This window comes from Streptomyces sp. NPDC023723 (assembly GCF_040639815.1).
In the GTDB taxonomy this organism is placed as follows: domain Bacteria; phylum Actinomycetota; class Actinomycetes; order Streptomycetales; family Streptomycetaceae; genus Streptomyces.
On the sequence record NZ_JBFAAP010000012.1, the window covers coordinates 143,181 to 160,830 of the forward strand.

At 66.6% G+C, this 17,650-nt stretch carries 7 protein-coding genes; all 7 read right to left on the reverse strand.

The genetic code is table 11. The features are described 5' to 3' along the window. Window positions 1-3 precede the first annotated feature (3 nt). The 7 genes from AB0G32_RS16525 to AB0G32_RS16555 all read right to left on the reverse strand — a co-directional run bounded on the left by AB0G32_RS16525 (window position 4) and on the right by AB0G32_RS16555 (window position 17,620). Window positions 4-4,920 (reverse strand): type II restriction endonuclease subunit M, encoded by a 4,917-nt coding sequence (locus AB0G32_RS16525; RefSeq protein ID WP_361163118.1) that lies wholly within the window; start codon window positions 4,918-4,920, stop codon window positions 4-6. Further along, window positions 4,917-7,853 (reverse strand): DEAD/DEAH box helicase, encoded by a 2,937-nt coding sequence (locus AB0G32_RS16530; RefSeq protein WP_361163120.1) that lies wholly within the window; start codon window positions 7,851-7,853, stop codon window positions 4,917-4,919. The genes AB0G32_RS16525 and AB0G32_RS16530 overlap by 4 nt, the downstream gene beginning before the upstream one ends. A gap of 74 nt (window positions 7,854-7,927) precedes the next feature. Next, window positions 7,928-8,998, reverse strand: a complete 1,071-nt coding sequence (locus tag AB0G32_RS16535) for a serine/threonine-protein kinase (RefSeq protein WP_361163122.1) — start codon at window positions 8,996-8,998, stop codon at window positions 7,928-7,930. A 54-nt stretch (window positions 8,999-9,052) separates the two neighbouring features. Further along, window positions 9,053-10,375: a TIGR02679 family protein gene (locus tag AB0G32_RS16540; protein ID WP_361163124.1), complete on the reverse strand. Its 1,323-nt coding sequence runs from the start codon at window positions 10,373-10,375 to the stop codon at window positions 9,053-9,055. After that, window positions 10,372-14,691, reverse strand: a complete 4,320-nt coding sequence (locus AB0G32_RS16545; protein ID WP_361163126.1) for an SbcC/MukB-like Walker B domain-containing protein — start codon at window positions 14,689-14,691, stop codon at window positions 10,372-10,374. Before AB0G32_RS16545 ends, AB0G32_RS16540 begins: the two co-directional genes overlap by 4 nt. Then, on the reverse strand, window positions 14,688-16,109 hold the full coding sequence (locus tag AB0G32_RS16550; protein WP_361163128.1) for a DUF2398 family protein: 1,422 nt from the start codon (window positions 16,107-16,109) through the stop codon (window positions 14,688-14,690). Before AB0G32_RS16550 ends, AB0G32_RS16545 begins: the two co-directional genes overlap by 4 nt. Beyond that, entirely contained in the window at window positions 16,109-17,620 is a 1,512-nt protein-coding gene (locus AB0G32_RS16555) for a TIGR02677 family protein (protein WP_361163130.1), read from the reverse strand. Before AB0G32_RS16555 ends, AB0G32_RS16550 begins: the two co-directional genes overlap by 1 nt. Window positions 17,621-17,650: the final 30 nt, after the last annotated feature.

Here is a 17,650-nt window from a genome sequence, read left to right on the forward strand (position 1 = left end):
GTCTTACCTGCTTTCTACCGGAACGTCGGCGAGGACCTGCTCGGCTTCGGCTGAGCCGAGGAGGTTGCCGTGATCCCCGTGCTCGGCTGCGTACGCGGCGTAGTCTCCGTACTCGCCCGCGAGCAGTCGCGCGGTGAAGTCCGCATGGGCCCGGGTCATTTCGGTCTCGCGGTCGGGCTTCACCCAGCCCTCGGGAATCGCAGGCGTAGGGTCGCCGGCGCGGGCGGCTTTGACCCACGCCTTGACGTAGGCCGTCTCTTCGGGGGTCTGCCGGACACCCACGTTGTGGGTGGCCGCCCCGATCTTGTGACCGTCGGAGGTGTAAAACGCTTCCCATTCGTACTTGCGCAGCACAGCGAACTGCGAGCGATACATCGCGCACAGCTGCTCAGCACTCAGCCCAAGCATCACGGCCACTAGGGCGTCGATCTCCACCAGCGCCATCCGGCGGTCGTACTCGGTGCGCAGCGGAGTCGTCATGGACCATGTCTCGCCGACCTGCTGGAGCGCGGGGCGCGGGGAGGCCGGAGCAGTCCAGCGGTCCTCGAGCCAGACGGAGTCGTACAGCTCCTCCCACAGAGGAGCGTAGTCGCGAGTCAGACAGTTGAGGCGGAGGGTGCGCAGCAGAAGGGGGGCTGCGAGGGGGTGGGAGAGAGGAGTGGGGAAGCTGCGGGCCAGCTCGATGTTGACCTTGGTGGCACCCGAAACCTTGACCAGATAATCGAAGGCGAGTGAGGCCCAGAGGCCAGCCACGATGCCCGTGCCTCGGTTTGAGTCCATTGCGAGCGTGTGAACGTTATCCACGTGAGTTGGCCCGGGGGGCAGCAGAGCAGGCTTGAGACCGCGCTCGTTATTTGACGTGGTCATTCTGCGCCAGGCAACCCGGTAGAAATCTCCCGAGGGCACGTCGTCCCACGACCGCCGTGCCGCAACGAAGTCGCTCTTCGAGCATGCTCTTGCGTAATTGGTACGCGGCACCAGTGTCTCGGGAAGTTGCTCCAGGTCCCAGTCGGTGTAGTCCTTGTTGGACTTGCAGCCGGGGTTGGGTTGCTTGGCGAAGGGGGTGGCGACTGAGAAATGCGGGCCCTGCAGCACGGCCTCGTCCCAGGACGTCGGGACAGCGCTGCGCCACTCGATAATCCCCTTCTCCTTGGCTCCCTTCTCGTGAAGCTCTGGAGACCACCAATGCTGGTGATCGTGGAGCCGTTCGGTAAACCCTGCGAGGATTCGCAGCGCCTGATTGTCCTCATCGGTTACGGGGCGAAGCACCCGTGCCTTTTCGGGCGGAGTGCCCGGCTCGTCAATGACAGCAGCCCAGCTGGCCAGGACCTGCTGGTCCACTGGGACGATCCGGTCTCGGTGGGGGCGCAGGTCCCAGCCACCCTCGGGGAACTGAATCCCAGGGAGCTGCCCCTCACCGTTGTGGGTGAAGGATCCGTCCACTGTGGAGGGGTGCACAGCGCGGGCGATCTGCAGGAAACTGATCTCACGCGGCGCGCCGTAGATGCTCACCCCAAAGGGCTTGTTGTTGTCGACGTCCTCGAAGAGCAGGATGTTGTTGCCGTACTGGAAGTGCCGCCTGAGCCTGGCATAGGTAGCGGAACGGAAGAGCCCACCTCTGGGTACAGAGAAGTGGTTCTCCTCGTGAATCAAGGCCGCCGCCCCGGTCGGGCTCAGGTTGCGCCAGGACCGTTCCATGAAGTTCAAGTAGAGGTTGGTCTGCAGTCCCGCAAGCACTGGATGGTCGACTGCCGAGCCCAGATGCGTGTCGCTACCGACCCAGGCGGAGACGTCGGCGAGATATGCCCGCAGTGCTGCGGGTTCGGCTAGCGCCGCCGCCCGCCGCTCGGTCTTGACCTCCTCGGACGCCTGCTTCTCTAGGCCGAACCAGGCGTCGTGCTCTGCTACCGCTAGGTGATCCTTCCACTCGGACTTCAGCCAAGGCGGGTTACCCACCTGCAGGTCGAAGCCGCCCTGGAAAAAGACATGGGCGAACTCCAGTTCCCAGTGGAAGAAACCCTCCCGCCTGCTGATCGCATCGACCTCGCTCAGCCAGGGGAAGTGCAGGGCAATCACTGGCATCTCGGCGCACTGACTCATCAGCCGATCGTTGGAGTCGTCCACGGCGAGTTGGTCGAAGTCACCGGTGTCGCCGAAGAGACCGAAGAGGTCATCATGTCCTGCAGCGCTGGCCTTCTTGACTCCTTTTGCTTTGGCTGCCTTGGCTTTGGCTGGCGGCACGCCAAGGAGAGCTTCGCAGAAGTCCAACCACTCGCCCAGGTCTGGCGGCTCGGGAGTGTCGTTCTGGCCCACAGGCCAGAGCCAAAGGGCACACCAGGCGTCCATGACCAGCTTCAGTCGCCCCAGGGGCGCACCAGGTTCCTTAAGGGCTGCCTCAATCCGCTCCCGTGAGACGGCTCCCGAGGATCGGGGCAGTGGCCGGTCCGGCTCCACCTCCCAAACGGCGATGTCACGGCGAATCTCCCTCTCAGAGATGACGAGCCGCCGCCTGGCCAGCTCCCAGAGACGCTCGACTCTGGTGGCCAGGGCCAGCAGTCGCTTGCGCTGGGCAGCGCTCGGGGTGGAGGTGGCTCGACTACGCCACTCGGCCAGCTGGTCCCGGTCTTCCTTGGCCAGCTCCTTCGCCTCGTCTGAGTTGGCGACCGCACCCCAGCCCTTGGCAGGGAGCAGGAAGTGATGGATCTCCTCGCCGTCCTTGAACGCGCCTTCTTCTGAGCCTTCCCTCAACGGGCGGTCGACTGGTACTGCGGTCAGCCACGCCTTCTTCTTCAGCGCCTCGGCCACGTACACCGCCCGGCGCGCACCGATAAGGGAGTTGCCGCGCCGTAGGTGGAGGCCGAACCATGGGGCCTTGAGGCCCTCGTGCATCGCATTGAGCCACAGCGACACCTCGGCCAGCTCGACTGCGGTGTGATTGAGGTCCACGCCATAGCAGTTGTGGAGGGCCAGGTACGCCTTGACCTTCTGCAGCTCTGCCTCGTACTGGTCCGGCGGCAGCTGCATGTCCTGGCCGCGCTCTACCGAGAGCTCATTCATACGGCGGCGCAGATACTCGGCGGCGAGCTGGTTGATGGCCTCGTTGAGGAACGCTCCCGAACCGAGGGCTGGCTCGCACACCACCAGATCCAGGATGTCGCGAGCCTTCGTGTTCTCGCCATCCTGGTCGAGCAGCTCGGCCAGCGCGTGCTTGACCGTGCTACGGGTGAGCACCTCGGGGGTGTAGTACGAGGCGGAGCGCTGCCGCTCGCGGCCGGAGAGGCGGTAGACGAAGGAGCCCTTCTTGTGCTCGACCCGCCTGGGTACGCCTGTGATCTCGTCGGGGCGCTTGACGAAGACTTCGTCGTCGTAGTTGTCGGCTTCGCGCTGGGGGACGACCCATGTGCCGGCCAGCCCGTCCGAGTCCGGCTTGGCTACCTCGTACAGGTCCTCAGAAGCGAAGAAGCCGGTGTACGACATCAGGCCCTCGTACACCGCGCCGAGCTGATTGATGCCGAGCTGGGCGTAGGAGATGAAGCCTTTGCCGGTGCCGTGGCTGAGCATGAGGCGGTTCAGCACCCGCCACAGCACCTTGTTGCGCAGCCGGGTGTCGAGGCGCTGGCCGTCGATGCGTACCGATCCGATCAGCGGCGTGGCATTCGCGTGGAACAGGTCACTGCGCAGGGACTCGAAGCGGATGCCATCCGCGTCCAATCCGGTGTCGCTCGGCACCTGCTCTTCCAAGGCGCGGTGCCCCTGGTCGACGAGACGAAACAGCAGATCCAGCGACTCGTGGAAGTGAAAGCCGTCTTGAGCCTCGTCCGGAAGGTCGTACAAGACGAGTTCACCAAGCCGGCCGAGCCCGTAGCCGTCCTGGTAGGCGTCGTCCCTGCTGGGCAGGATGCCCAGTTCTGGTCGGGCTTCCGCGTACAACAGGAACAGAATGCGGTACAGGTAGCGCAGTGATTCCCGGGTGAGCCGGTTGGCGAGTTCGGTGCTGTCGCCGAGTTCGGAGGGGTCGCCATCCTGATCGTGGATGCGGTCCAGGATCTCCTGGGCGATCAGTTCGACGGACTGTCGCAGTCCCTCCCGCAGCTCTTTGGAGACGCCGACGGCGTGTTTGCGACCCTTGTCGACGAGGCTGTCCAGGAATCCAGCAGCTCCGCCCTCTGTCAGCAGGGACTCCGCGCCGAACAGAGCCGAGACTGCTTCCAGTTCGCCGCCGTCGGCGGCCAGGTTGCGGTCAAGCGCGGCGTCGATGCTGACGCCCAGGAATCGGCCCTCGTGCCACGCGGTGCGGTCGGCGAGCAGCACGGCACCGCCGGCGAGCAGGAGTACGAACCTGGGCGCGTAGGCGTCCTCGCTGCCGAACAGGAAGGTGACGGCGTCCGCCGCGCCGGTGATCTCGTTTCTGCCGTCGAGGGCGATGGGGGCGAGCAGCTGCGCGCCGCCGTCTTCGATGTCCGAGGCGACGAGTTCGGCGTCTGTGCTCCAGGTGACGTCCAGCGCGATGAGCTCGACACCCCCTGGGCCCTTCACCGCGAAGGCGACAGGGACTTCCCGGGGCTTGTCACTGTGCATGACCTCGAAGACACCCCGCTGGACCCTGGTGTGGGTGTCGTCCTGGCGCTCTGGAGGCTCGTCTCCACGGGGAATGTATGCGAGCGCGGCGAGCAGACCGTCGTTGAGCTTGCGCAGCTCGGATCCGCCGAAGTCGTCCTTCTCGGTGATGCGGACCTTGGCCTTGAAGTAGTTGCGGCCTAGGTTCCTCATGCCCGACCGGGATGTGGGTGCTCCGGCCCGGTCCGCTGCAGTCCAGCGTTTGCGCAGGTCAGCGAGGTCCTTGGCGAAGAGCTCGGCGAGGTAATGGGCGGAGATGTACTCACCGCGGTTGATGATCGCTTCGAATGCCACGGTGGTCACGCACCCTTCTGGTCACTGGCTGCGGCGGCAGGGACGAGGACCCCGATCACGCGGATCATCGAATCGCCCTGGGTGGCGAGCTGCTCGATCAGCTGCTCGACCTCTATTGCGGTGGTCTCCACCCGCTGTTCCTCATGCTCGCGTCGGATGCCGAGGGTGAGCTGCTCAAAAGTCGACTGGCTCGCCTTGCGCCAGGCTGCCAGGCGCTTCTCGTACTCGGCCAGTTGCTCGATCAGCGGTTCTTCCTGGCTGCTACGTAGCGTGAGCAGGTGCTGCCGTGTGGCCTCGACCGCCTGTGGCACCAGGGCGCGCAGGGCATCGATGTCCCCGGCGAAGGGCCGGTTCAGCATCTTCGGCTTCACGCCGGCGCGCTCCAGGACACCAACCAGATCGTCATCGAACACGGGGCTGCCGTACTCCAGTCCGGTCACGCAGGACCAGGCGAGGACTGTCGGGTGACCCTTGGCGTTGGAGTACATGCCCTGCATCAGGAACACCGGCCCGGGGACGTTGGCCGTGATGACTGGCGCGGCGTTGCGGGTGAGCCGGACCAGGACCTTGTCGGTGAGCCACTCCACCACCGGGTGCTGGTCGGTGAGGTAGCTGACGTCGGGCCAGCCGGACGTCTCGCGCCGCTCCTGCTTCGTGATCGCGCCCTTGCTCCTCTCGCCGCTGCGCTCGCGGGCGCGGTCCAGGCGCTGCTGAGCGAAACCAGGGTCGAAGGTGACCCTGAGCTTGTCGAGCACTCCGCGCTCGTCCAGGTAGGTCTGCGGAAGGACGAGGAGGCGTCGCTGTAGTTCGCGGTCTGGGGCGAAGGAGAGCATCTCGGGATGGTCCTTGTCCCACGCCTTCCCGATCTTCTCCTCGGGGTTGCCATAGACCTCGTCGAGCGCCTCCTCGACGAAGGCTCGTGTCGAGGCGAACAGCTGCGGTACGCGGTAATGGGCCCCCGACCCGTCGACGGTGTGGTGCGCCATGAAGAGGTTGAAGGGGTCGATCGGTTGTGCGGGGACGATCTCGTCGAACATCCTCCCGTCCGCGAGTCCCGACTTGATCGCGGTCTCTTCCGCCTCCTCGTCGCGCAGCCCGAGGATGGAGGCGGCCTCACCGAGCGTGCGGTGGACCTCGTCCTCGCGCTCCAGCAGCCGCCGCGAGACCAGTCGGTCGGCGGAGGGCACGTCGGGGTCCTCGTCCTGGCGGACCAGGAGCAAGGCTCGGACCTCTGGGGACGTCTGCTGGCCGTACCGGTCGATACGGCCGTTCCGCTGCTCGATGGTGATCAGCGACCAGGGCAAGTCGTAGTGGATCATCTGGTGGCACTGGCGGTGCAGGTTGACGCCCTCAGAGGCGATGTCACCCGTGAGCAGGACTCGCAGCTCGCTGTCCGCCAGGCCGAAGTCCTTCACGGTCCGCTGCTGCTCGTCATCGGGCCGGCCGCCGTGCAGCTGGCGGATAGCCCCGCGCCCCTTTTCGTCGCTCACCTCGAAGCCGAGCTCACCGGGCAGGGCCTCATGGAGCATCTGCAAGGTGGCGCGGCGCTCGGAGAAGACGACGACGCGCTTGTCGGACCCCGGCCCGATCCCCATGCCCTTCAGCTCGTCGACCAGGCGGCGGAACTTCGCCGCGTCCTCCACTGTGGCCTCGCCGGCGAGCTGGCCCAGCCGCGTCAGCGCCGATCGCTCTGCGGCGCGCTGCGCACCCTTTTCCGGGTGTTTCTGTGCGTCCTCGTCGATGCGCTCAATCCGGTTCTTCACCGTCTCGGCCAACGCCTTGTGCGAGGAGAGGAAGGCTTTCAGGAGCGTATATGGGAACAGCCTGGCGCCCTTGCCGCTCACCGGAGCCGACTGGCCCGCTTCCGGCCTGATCCAGACGTCGTATAGCTCTTCGAAGATCTTTTGTTCGGCGGGGTTCGCAACGCAGTCGAAGGCCACGGGCGGCTTGCGGGTGGCCCACTTGTGGCCGATCTCCGCCGAGACGTCGGGGGACATCTTGTGCCTGCGGACGTACAGGTGGTCGAGCTGCGTCTCGTCGTAGTCGCTGGTGTCGGGGATGGCGGTCGGGTCGAGCAGGCTCAGCAGCTCACCGAACGACTCGCGCTGACCGTTGTGGGGTGTGGCGCTGGCCAGGATCAGGGCGTCGGTCCTCGGGGCGAGCAGCCCCGCGAGCCGGTTGTTCTTGGTCCCGGTGTTGATCAGCTTGTGTGACTCGTCGATGACGACGGCGTCCCAGGCGACCTGCATGAGGTGGCTGCGCCAGCGGTCAGAGCGCAGGGTGTCGATGGAGATGATCGCGCGCTTGTAGTACGAGAAGGGGTTGCGGCCGGCTGGGATGTTCTGGCGGATGCGCTCGATGCCGGTCGAGTCCAGGCGTACGAGGGGAATCGCGAAACGCGTCCACAGCTCGTGCTGGAACTGCTCCAGGATGTGCTTGGGCGTGACGACGAGGATGCGCTCGCCCCTGCCCCGGCGGATGAGCTCCGACAGTAGCAGCCCGATCTCCAGGGTCTTGCCCAGTCCGACTGCGTCGGCGATGAGCAACCTCGGGCGCAGACCGCGCAGGGCCGCTCTGGCGGGCTCGCGCTGGTAGGCGAGGTCGTCGAGGAGGTGTGTGCCGACGGTGGCGAGCCGTTGTTCGGACAGTGGAAGCGGGGTCTTGCGGATCAATGCGTCGATGAAGAGCCGGGAGCGGCGGCACTCCGGGGAGTCGTCGACGACGAGGTCTGTGTCCTCGGGCCGCAGAGGGGTGACCCGATCCAGGGATTCGTGGGCGAAGAAGACAGCTCGCTGGTCGCGCACGAGTGGGGAGATGCCGCGGACGTCCAGGCGCGTGCCGTCGTGAGAGGTCTCGGACACCTCAACGACCAGCCAGTCCTCGTCCCGTGCACGGACCTGCATGCCCGCGGCGAATTTGGCTGTGCCTGCGGAGCTGGTCACCGGGTTCCCTCTTTCGATCACTGTCTATTGCCTTGTCGTGCTCTACTACCTATCCCGCTGTGCACCCGGCGGTATCAGCCGCCGAAGTCAGATCGCCGGTCGCGGATCTTTCCGCGCCAACGGTCAGCCCAGGGGGCGCCCCCGCCACTGGACGCGCCGGCGACGGCAGGTTCCGCGGGCGATACCTCGTCCCCGAGCTCCGGACCCGCAAGACCCTCCAGAGCCGACATTGACTTAGGAGGATCCGGCGGCACCGGAGGCGCACCTTCCGCCTGCAGGACGTCCGTGAGGAACGCGCCAGGCAGCGGCGGGTAAAGCGGACCACTGACCGGCACGGCGTGCTCGAGCAGCCGGTCCATGGCTGCCTCCAGCACACTGTGGGCGGTCGGCCGGTCCTCCGGAGAGTAGGACAAGGCACTGACAACCAGTCCTCGCAAGCTCTCGGGCAGGCCCGAGAGATCGGGAGGAACGTCCAGTATCCGCTGTACCGGAATATCGGCGTAAAATGGGGGGTGCCCAGTCGCCGCATGCACGAGCGTCGCGCCCAGGCTGTACACGTCCGCGGCTTCGCTCGCCTTGCGGGAGTCCATGGCCTGCTCCGGTGCCATGTACACGAGGGTGCCGACCGGCACGTCGCCGGATGTGAGGCCGGTCGCACCTCCGACATGGCAGACGCCGAAGTCGATCACACGAGTGCCCTGTGTGGTGACGAGCACGTTGCTGGGCTTCAGGTCGCGGTGGAGAAGCCGGACAGAGTGGATGTGAATCAGAGCATCGGACAGACTTGCGGCCAGCCACCACGCCCCGAGCTCACTCACGGCGCCATGCTGGTTCAGCAGTACATCGAGCGAGGGTGCGTGGACGTACTCGGTGGCGATCCAGGGCTGCTCCGCGTCCGGGTCGGCGTCCACGAGCGCCGCGGTGTGGAATCCACCGACACGCCGGATCGCCTCCAGCTCCTGGGCGAACCGCTGACGGAAGTACGGCTGGTCTGCCAGCGCCGGCTTGATGACCTTGATCGCCACGGGGCGGGGGCTGCGGTATCCGAGGTAAACGACGCCCATGGCGCCCTGGCCGAGACGCTGGGACAGTCGGAAGCCCGCGATTTCTCGGGGGTCGTTCTCCCGCAGCGGCTCGAACACCATCGCCCCCCGTTCCGCGACCGGGCAGATGAAGGCGAATGCGCCGGACGCGATGCGTCACACGTCAACAACGCTGAGGTTATCAGCGTCACGGGCTACCTCTTGTGCCTCGCTGGATCTTATCCGCGACTCATATGACCAATCGGCCAGGAGTGTGTCGGCGACCGCCTCCTCGTAGACAGCACGGTTCTCCCTTTCCATGACCTCTGCGAGCTCTGGCTCCCAGCAGGTGTCCTGCCGCCTTCCGCTCAGCCGGACATGGTCGCTGTCGGCGCGAACACCGCTGAGGTAGTCCGCAGCACTCATTCGCCAGGGTTTGGCGTGATAGCGGATACGGAGCTGATTCGTCATGTCGATGCCGGGCCAGTCGAAGTCCCCGTGGTAGAGCAAGGTGCCACCGGCTTCGACGACCAACCGCGCCAGCCGGTGAAAGGCGGTCGAGGGGCGTCCCTCGGTGCAGATTAGCGGCGGGCTGCTGGCACCGAGCTCACCAGCGGCGCGGCGGAGCACGGCCGGATTCTCGCAGACGTACACCGTTGGCAGGTTCACGGCGATCGGAAGGGTGATGAGCTGGTGGAGGGTGATGTGGAATGGAGTGCCGTAGTGGGCGGCGTCGGTGAGCCACTGGCCCAGCCCCTGGCCGGTCGCAGGGAGGTTCAGGACGAGGACACGGCTGGCCAGGTCGTCGACGATGACGTCGAAGGCGTCCCACAAATCGCGCCGACTTTCGGCCCCTGATCCGAGTGGGACTCCGCGTGCCATGGCCAAGGCCCGCAGGACCAGTGTCGGCAGAGAGCCGCGGCCGGGGTTGAGGGCCTTGGTGTCTCCTGTGGTGGTGTCGGCCAAGACGGGCAGCATGATCGGTGGAGCGTCGCTTGGCCGGTTGTAGAGGTGTTCCAGGACGCGGACGGCCTGCCTGAAGAGGTGGGTGTCCTTCTTATTGATCAGTGCGGTGATCGTGCCGTCGGATGCGAGGCTGGCCAGCCACTGCCGGTACCAGGCATGCTCGGCATGAAGCGGGCTGGCCTCGCCCTCAGCAAGGATCCTCTGCCGGGCCTGATCGAGCACGGTCCGCTCATCGGCGCGAAAGCGCAGCTCGGGGCCGATCCGTTCAAGGACGTCGCGGAGCGACATGCCCGTGACGTTGCGGACGCTCTCCTCCAATGTTTCGAGGGGGATGGTGATGCGGCGGACATCGGCCGACCGGTACGTACCGGTGATGCCGATGACAGCGGTGCGTTCGGCCGAGGTCGGGTTGGCCAGGCCGATGGAGCCCTTGACCTCGCCGCCGTTGCGCTCGAGCGAGCGCCGGGCAGCAGCCAGGAGCCGGCGGAACTCGGGGGCCCGGTAGCGCTCGTATGCCTCTGTCGACCCGGTCATTCTGTCTCCTCGACCTTGTCGTTCGTCGGCTCGTCCTCGGGGATGTCCGCGAGCAGTCCTGCCCCTGCGGGAACGTGCCGGCGGGGCGCGAAGCCAAGGAGTTCGGCGGCAAGATCGTCGGATCCGGGGTACTCGAGGTCATCGAGGATCTGTTCGCCGTCCCAGACCAGCAGCATGGCGGAGACGGTGTGGGACGCCTCGTCGTGCTTCATGTCGTAGTGGGAGATCTGCGGCACGTCAGGGTAGGTGATCCACAGGTCGTAGCCCGTCATGAAGAGGTCGAGGTCGAACTTGGCCGTGAGGGCGAGCAGGTCGGGGCGGTACTTCTCGTCGATGCCGGCGAAAGCTTCGTCGAGGGCGATCAGCCGCGGGCAGGTGGGGTAGGCGGAGCTGTACTGCGCATGGGCGGCAGCGAAGAGCGGAAGGTGGATGGAGGCGGACTTCTCGCCGCCGGACATCACGCTGTGCTTGGCCTTGGTGAGCAGTTCTCCTTTCTTCCGCTCCTCTTCGCTCATGCCCGGCCGGAACAGCCGGAGTTCGAACTTGCGCCAGGCGCGATAGTCCAGAACCTCAGCGATCACCTGCTGGTAGCTCCTCTTCTTGTCGGCAGCAGCCCTCGCGCGGATCTGGCTGCGCAGGTGGGAGCGGAGCTCGGCCAGTCCTGCCGGTCCGAGACCGGAGGCGTCCTTGTCGAGCAGTTTGTTGACGGCCTGCTGGGAGTCGGTGAGCGCGTCGGAGGTGATCCAGTTGATGCCCACGGTGGTACCGGAGGACATCGGCTTGGAGCGGGTATCGGCGTCCATGCTTTTGACCAGGTCGCGGGCGGCGACGGTGCGATCGTGGATCTGCTCGGCCAGCCCGGTCAGGAGTCCGTCCTCCAGGACGGTCCGTTCCCTGTCTTCCAGCAGTACGCTCTGATCGGCGAGCTGTTCGGCCAGGCGGCGGGCGAAGTCCGTTACCGGGGCGGGGCCTTCGCTGTCGGTGACCCGGGCCAGGATGATGTCACCGGCCGGCTCCCACTCGAAGAGGTAGCCCTGATCAGATTCCAGCAGGGCTGCCTCCAGCGCGGTGATAGCGCTAGAGATCTTGGATGTCACGGTCTTCAGGAGGCTCGAGGTGATCGGCCGGCCCCGGGTCGCCTCATCGAGCGTGTTGACCAAGGAAGCGACGGATGCGGGGACGACGCTCTGGGCGGCTTCGATGGCCGTGAGGGGAATGCCGGGCGAGGTCAGGCTGTCCATGAGGGCCTGGACTGCCTGCTCGGGGCTCGGCCACATGTCGTGGGGCAACCAGATGGTCTCGGCGTTCGCTTCGAGGAGGCCGAGAAGGTCGGGCCGGGCATATGGCTCCAGCGTGAGCGTGGTGCGCACCTGCTCCGCCACGGCCGTGGCGAGTGCTGTACGGCCGAACTCCAGGGCATGGTCAGCCTTCAGAAGCCGGTCTCGATGCTCTTCCGCATCCTTCTTCGCACGGTCGTACGTCTTCTGCGCCGTGGTGAGCTGCTCCTCCGCGTCCGTGATCTGCTGCAGAATCTCCTGCAGAGGAGCTTCGAGCGTCGCTTCCTGGGTACGCAGACGTTCCTCCTGAACGGCGAACGCATCCCTACGCGCCTGTAGCGCCTCAGCCTGCTCTGAGCAGGACTCGGTCTGCGCTTCGATGATCTCCTTGCGGCCGGCGATGTCGCGCTCGGCCGCGTCGGCCTGCTCACGGCAGGTGGAGAGCGCCTTGCCGGCGTCGGCGAAGTCGTCGATGGCCTGCGCGACGTTGTCCAGTTCCTCACGAAGCGTAGGCAGCCGTGCGGTCGTGGCAGCATGCCGAAGCTGCCGATTCTTCTCATGGGCGCGCGCAATCGCCCCGTCGAGCCGCTTGCGGGCTTCGGTGAGGCGGCGGCGGGCGCCGGCGGCCTTCTCCGCCACCACCGCCACCTGACCCACCGCCTGGACGATCGGTTGGGTGCGCGGGAGCTCATGCCGGGCGCGGTCGAAGTCGTCGCATGCTTCCTGCGCGTACCTCTGCTGCTCTTCGATGCCGGCGAGCTGAGCTTCCAGGACCGCGATGGATTCTTCGAGCAGGCGCAGCCGCTCGCGCCGGCGGGCGGCTCGTGCCGTGGCCCCGATGTACTCCGGCTGATCCTTGGCATGCGCACCGACCTGGATGCCGAGGCAGAAGTGCGAGCCGGTCGTGACCGCAGGAGCGCGCAGCGCGCCGTCCGTCGCAGGGACGTCGTCCGTTACGGCGATGGACGTCAGGACAGCCTGTACGGCCGCGGCGGAGACAAGCTGCTGATCTTCGACAACCAGTACGTCGGCCAGGGTGCGTCCGGTCGGCCGCTGCGCGGGAGGAAGGGGGCGCAGATAGGCGTCGCCGACCTTGTCGTGCAGTGCCTGGTCGGTCAGCGCACGGTCGGGGTGCAGCCAGGCGGTGAGCAGGCCGGCCGCGTACAGGGCGCCCTCCACCGCAGCCGCATGATCGTTGGGAACGTCCTCGGCGAACCGCACAAGTTGCCACAACGGCGCACCGGGCCGCGCATCGCGGCTGGCGGGGCGCAGGTCACTGGGCGGGGGAGCGTCGTCGCCTTCCGCTGCCACGGTGTCGCGCTCTGCTCGCCTGGATCGCAGGGCCTCCGCGACGTCGCTGTACTCCCGCTTCAAGGTCTCGACGCGGGTCAGAGCACTGGTGCGGCGCTGGTCGGTGAGGGAACGAAACTCCTCCGGCAGCGAGGCCGCTTCGGGTTCCCCCACCGCGGCGATGGCAGTACGCAGTACGTCACCGTCGGCGGCGACCAAGACCGCGGTGTCATCACTGCCGCTCCAGCGGCTGATGAACTCCTCCAGCTCCTGGTCGGCCGTGGCGCGGACGATCTCGAGCTTCTCAGCTGCTGCGGCGGATTGCCGCTCGGTCTCGGTCAGCTCACCGCTCGCCGCGTCAGCGTGCTCCTGCTCGCGCTCCTGGTCCTTCGCGGCGTTCTCGGACGCGCTGAGGTGGACGCGTACGTCCTCCACTTCGCTGCGACGCGCGGCAACCCGGCCTGCCACGTCCGTGTCCAGATCGGCACCGAGATCCAGTGTGTCGTCGTCGTGCAGGACGCCGCAGCGGCGCGCCGCGTCCATGAGACTGTGGGTATGCCGAGAAGCGGCCTTGCGCAGCTCATCGTGTCTCAGGAGAGCCCGCTCAGCCTCCCCTTTGAGGGCAGCCAAGCCCTCCTGGGCCCGGTTGAGGTGGCGGCCACTCTCCGCGATGCCCTGGCGCTCGTTGCGTACGCGATCGCGCAGCTCCTCGAGACCGTTCTGCTGCTTGATAGCGTCGTGGTTCTTGTACTCGGCCAGGCTCGCGCTGAGCTCTTTGCACCGGCGTTCGGCGGTATCGCGCTCATGCTGTGAGGAGGCCAGCTGCCGCTCGGCGGTGCGGTGGTCCTCCGCCGCCTCCATGATCGTCTCGCACTGCGCGGCTGTGTCCTGAATGCGCCCGGTGACCTGGTCCACGCGGTCACGGGCATGGGCGCGCAGATAACTGGAGTATTCACGCAGGAAGGTCCGGACCGCGGTGTCCGCCCCCGTCAGTGCGTTGAGGAGCGCTTGGATCTCGGCGAGGTTCTCGAAATCGCGGGCGGCCTGCAGGATGAGGTCCTCGTCGACGGGGCGCAGGCCGGCGGTGAGGGTGTCGGACACCTTGACCGGGTCGAGGTCCTTGGCCAGCAGAGGACGCCGTAGCTGGAGCAGAAGGTTGACCAGCTGGTTGTAGCGCTCGCGGCCCAGCCCGAACAGCCGGTCATCGATCGCCTCCCGGTACGCCTCCGCCGTAGCGTAGGTGGCTCCTTCACCCAGGAGCTTCTTCAGAGCGTTCTCCCGCAGCGGGCGCGAGGCGGCGTCCAGCAGGCCGAAGTCGATGCCGACTCGGCCGTTGGTGACGAAGAAGAAGCGGGCCGGCGTGGACATCGGCTTGGTCACCCGCATGCCGATCCCCACGGTGACGGCTTCGAGGACCTCTCCGTCGGGTGCGGTGCGGGCGAACTCCATCCATACATAGCCGTATGCGGACTCCTGCCCTTTGTAGAGCAGGTTCGACTTCATGGTGCGTTCCTCGCCGCTGAACGGATCGAGACGCCGCGCGTCGAGGACACCGTCCAAGACCAGGGGGAAGAGAACCTCCAGGGCCTTGGTCTTGCCGGAACCGTTGTGCCCGCGAAGGACCAGGCGACCGTCGGCGAAGACGAACTCCTCATCGGTGTAGTCCCATAGGCCGATCACTCCGGCGCGGGTGGGCTTGAAGCGGACCTCCGACTGGTCAGCGGTGCGGGAGTGAGGGATGAGCTTCATCGAGAGGTTTCCTCAGTGGGGAAGTCAAGAGCGAACTGGCCGTCGTGCGCGGGGCGCGGTAGGACGGCGGTGATATTGCGGTAGCGACCGGCCGCGGGCCGGACCAGAATCCCGCCGGGGACGATGTGGACCAAGCGCAGGTCCGCCAGGAGCGCGACTGCCTCCGCCAGTAGCCCGCCGGGATCGGCCTGCCACTTGTTGGTGAAGGACGAGGGGCCGAACTCTTCGTAGAGCTCGATGATCATCTGCTCCAGCGTGCCGTGTTCCACGAAGGGCAAGCCCGTCTGCCCCTCATGCTCCGGGGCGTCCGGATCGGCCTCGGCCGCGTGCTCGTCAGCGTCCGCGTGCGGGTCGTGGGCCAAGGCTTCGAGCGTGCCCGCCTGCGGCAGAGCCAAGTCGATGCGGCTGAGCAGGTCCGCTTGTTCCTCTCCTGGAGCGGTGGGCAGGAGGTAGTGAAGGCTGCTGGCCCGGTCCGGGTCTTCCCGCAGGTCCGCGATCTTCGCGAGCATCAGCCCGGCAGTCCGGTTGACGGCTCCGCCGCGGCCGGGGAACCGCTTGTCCGTAAAGTGCCCTGTGGTGTCGATAAGCATGATTCCCTCGGCCCGGCGCTCGACAGGCAACCCGGTCAGCCGTGCGATGTCCTCGGCCAGGGTGGGCTGGCGCAGTGCTATCGCGGTCTCCGCGTCGGTGTCGCTGAAGTAGACCACCGGGTACTCGATCAGCAGCCGACGGGCTCGCTGGGCTGCAAAGCGTCGACGGGGGTCGCGCCCGGTGCCGGCGGTCGGAGTGTCCAACAGCCCAGCAGCGCTGACCAGGTGCTGCAGCGGCTTGTTCGGCCGGAAAAGCGCTGCGCAGGTGTCGTGGTCGATGTCGAACAATGCGTCCCCGCGATCGTGGTCACGGGCCCAGTCCTCCATGGAGCCATCGGAGATCCGCAGCGCACCCCGGTCGACGAGCCAGTCCATCACGTCAACGACCGCGTCCTTGTGGCCCGGTGCAGTCGCATCGAAGCCCAAGTGCTCGATCGCGTTCGCGGACGGCGTGAGCAGTTTGACGAGATCGGCGAGGTTGATCTCGATGCGCGACCTGTGCAGGCAGGCCAGGATCAGGCAGAGGTAGGCCAGCCGTCGCCGGTCGAACGGTCTCTTGCTCTTCACCGTGAGGAACGCCTGGCCGGCGTCGAAGGCGTCCAGCCGACGCAGCAGCCGTGCGTGGCGGGCACTGGTCTGCAAGGAGTAGCCGAACAGGTCACGGAAGTCCTTGGCCAGGTCGTCGGCCCATTGCAGCACCAGCGCAAGCGCCTTGGCCCGGGGATAGCTTTCGGTAACGACGCCGTGCAGCAGCATGAGCCGGGCCGCTTGCTGGTACGAGCCAAGGTCTGCGGTCTCCACGGAGGCGGCTACGCGATGGACGGGCATCAGGATTTCTCCGTTCGGCTTCGGCGCATCGCACCATGGGGCTTGATCTCCAGGGCGAAGCCGGGCAGGTGCAGCGTGCCGGTCTCGGTCCGCAGCTGGCTGCCGCGCTCGTTCGGGATCAGGCGCAGCGTCAGGACGTCGCTGCTGCCGGTGCCGGAACGCAGTCGGCCCGCGACGACCGTTCGCACCTGCAGGGCACGGGTTAGCAGCTTGAGCACGGCGCGGGTCTCCGCCTCGTTCAGCACCCGGTCGTGCGGCCCATGGTCCAGGAGATCCTTCGCGGCCTCCCGGTCCGCGGCCCGATCCGCCAACTGCTGGTCACGTAGCCGGGCATGGGCACCACGGCGGGTACGGACCGGTTGCGGGCCACCCGGTGCCGGCCGCTTGCCGTGCCGGAACAGGCTGATGCTGACCTCTACACCAGGCGCATCCCACCACGTCGTCCGCGGCGAGATCTGGTCATCGTCGTCGTGGGCACCCGACAGATGACGTACCGAGCGGAGGTCGAAGGCGGCGGACACGAGGGCGTTCGCAGCCTGCTCATCCGGCGCAGCCGCTGCCCAGGCGGCAAGATGCCGGAGTTGGGTGGTCCGGCTCACCCCTCCTCGACGTGACTCCGTCACCTGCCGCAGCAGGGCGATGACCCCCGAAATGGCCGTGCGCGTAGCGCCTTGCAAATGAGCGGCTTTGGTCTCCACGGGGCCGTCCGCCAAGAACCATTGGCGCAGCCCGATCCAGCGCCGCCGCCAGTCCTCCAGGCGTGCGGACGGCCGCATCATGGGCCGCTCATCCACTGCGGCGGCCCGCTCCAGCAAGGTCTCGACCCCGGTGTCTTCCACCTCGTACACGGCCTCGGCCAGCCGGGGCGCGTAGCGCTCCAGTTCCGCTGTGAACTCACTCATGTGTGCCAGCAGCGCGTGCTTGTAGCGCAGGAACGTCTCAGGAGAGACATCTGTCGTGCGCGCCACGTCGTTCAGGGTCAGATAGAAGCGCGCCGCCCGCTGGGTCATGTCTTCCAGCACGCTGTCGAGGCGTGCGAGCTTGCGGTACACCTCGTCCCGGTCGCCTTCCCGGTTCGCTGTCGCCAGCGCCTTGAAGTCCGTCAGGATGTCGGCGAAGACCAGCCGCGACAGGTTCGCGTCCTGTACGCGGGAGCCGATGACCTCCTCCACCGCGCGGTAGACGCGGTAGCCGATCTCCGTGAACTGGTAGACCGATTGCCGGTTCCGGTATGCGGCAAGATTGCCGCACCGCAACGGATCTTCCACTCGATAGAGGACCTGCTCGTCGTCCGAGGAGAGGTTGTCGAGCATGCCCCGCAGATTCAGATCCGCAGCAGACGGTACCTCGTCGTGCTCTGTGGCGAGCTCCTTCAACGTGTTCGCCACGTCGTCAGGGTGAACCTGTAACTGGTGTACCGCTCGCAGTACGTTCATCGCACGCAGCACCCACAAATATGCGACAGGATCATCGCGCTGCGTGAAGTTGAACAGTCGCAGGCGGTCGCCCACCGTCAATGAATCAAGATCGAATGACTCGGA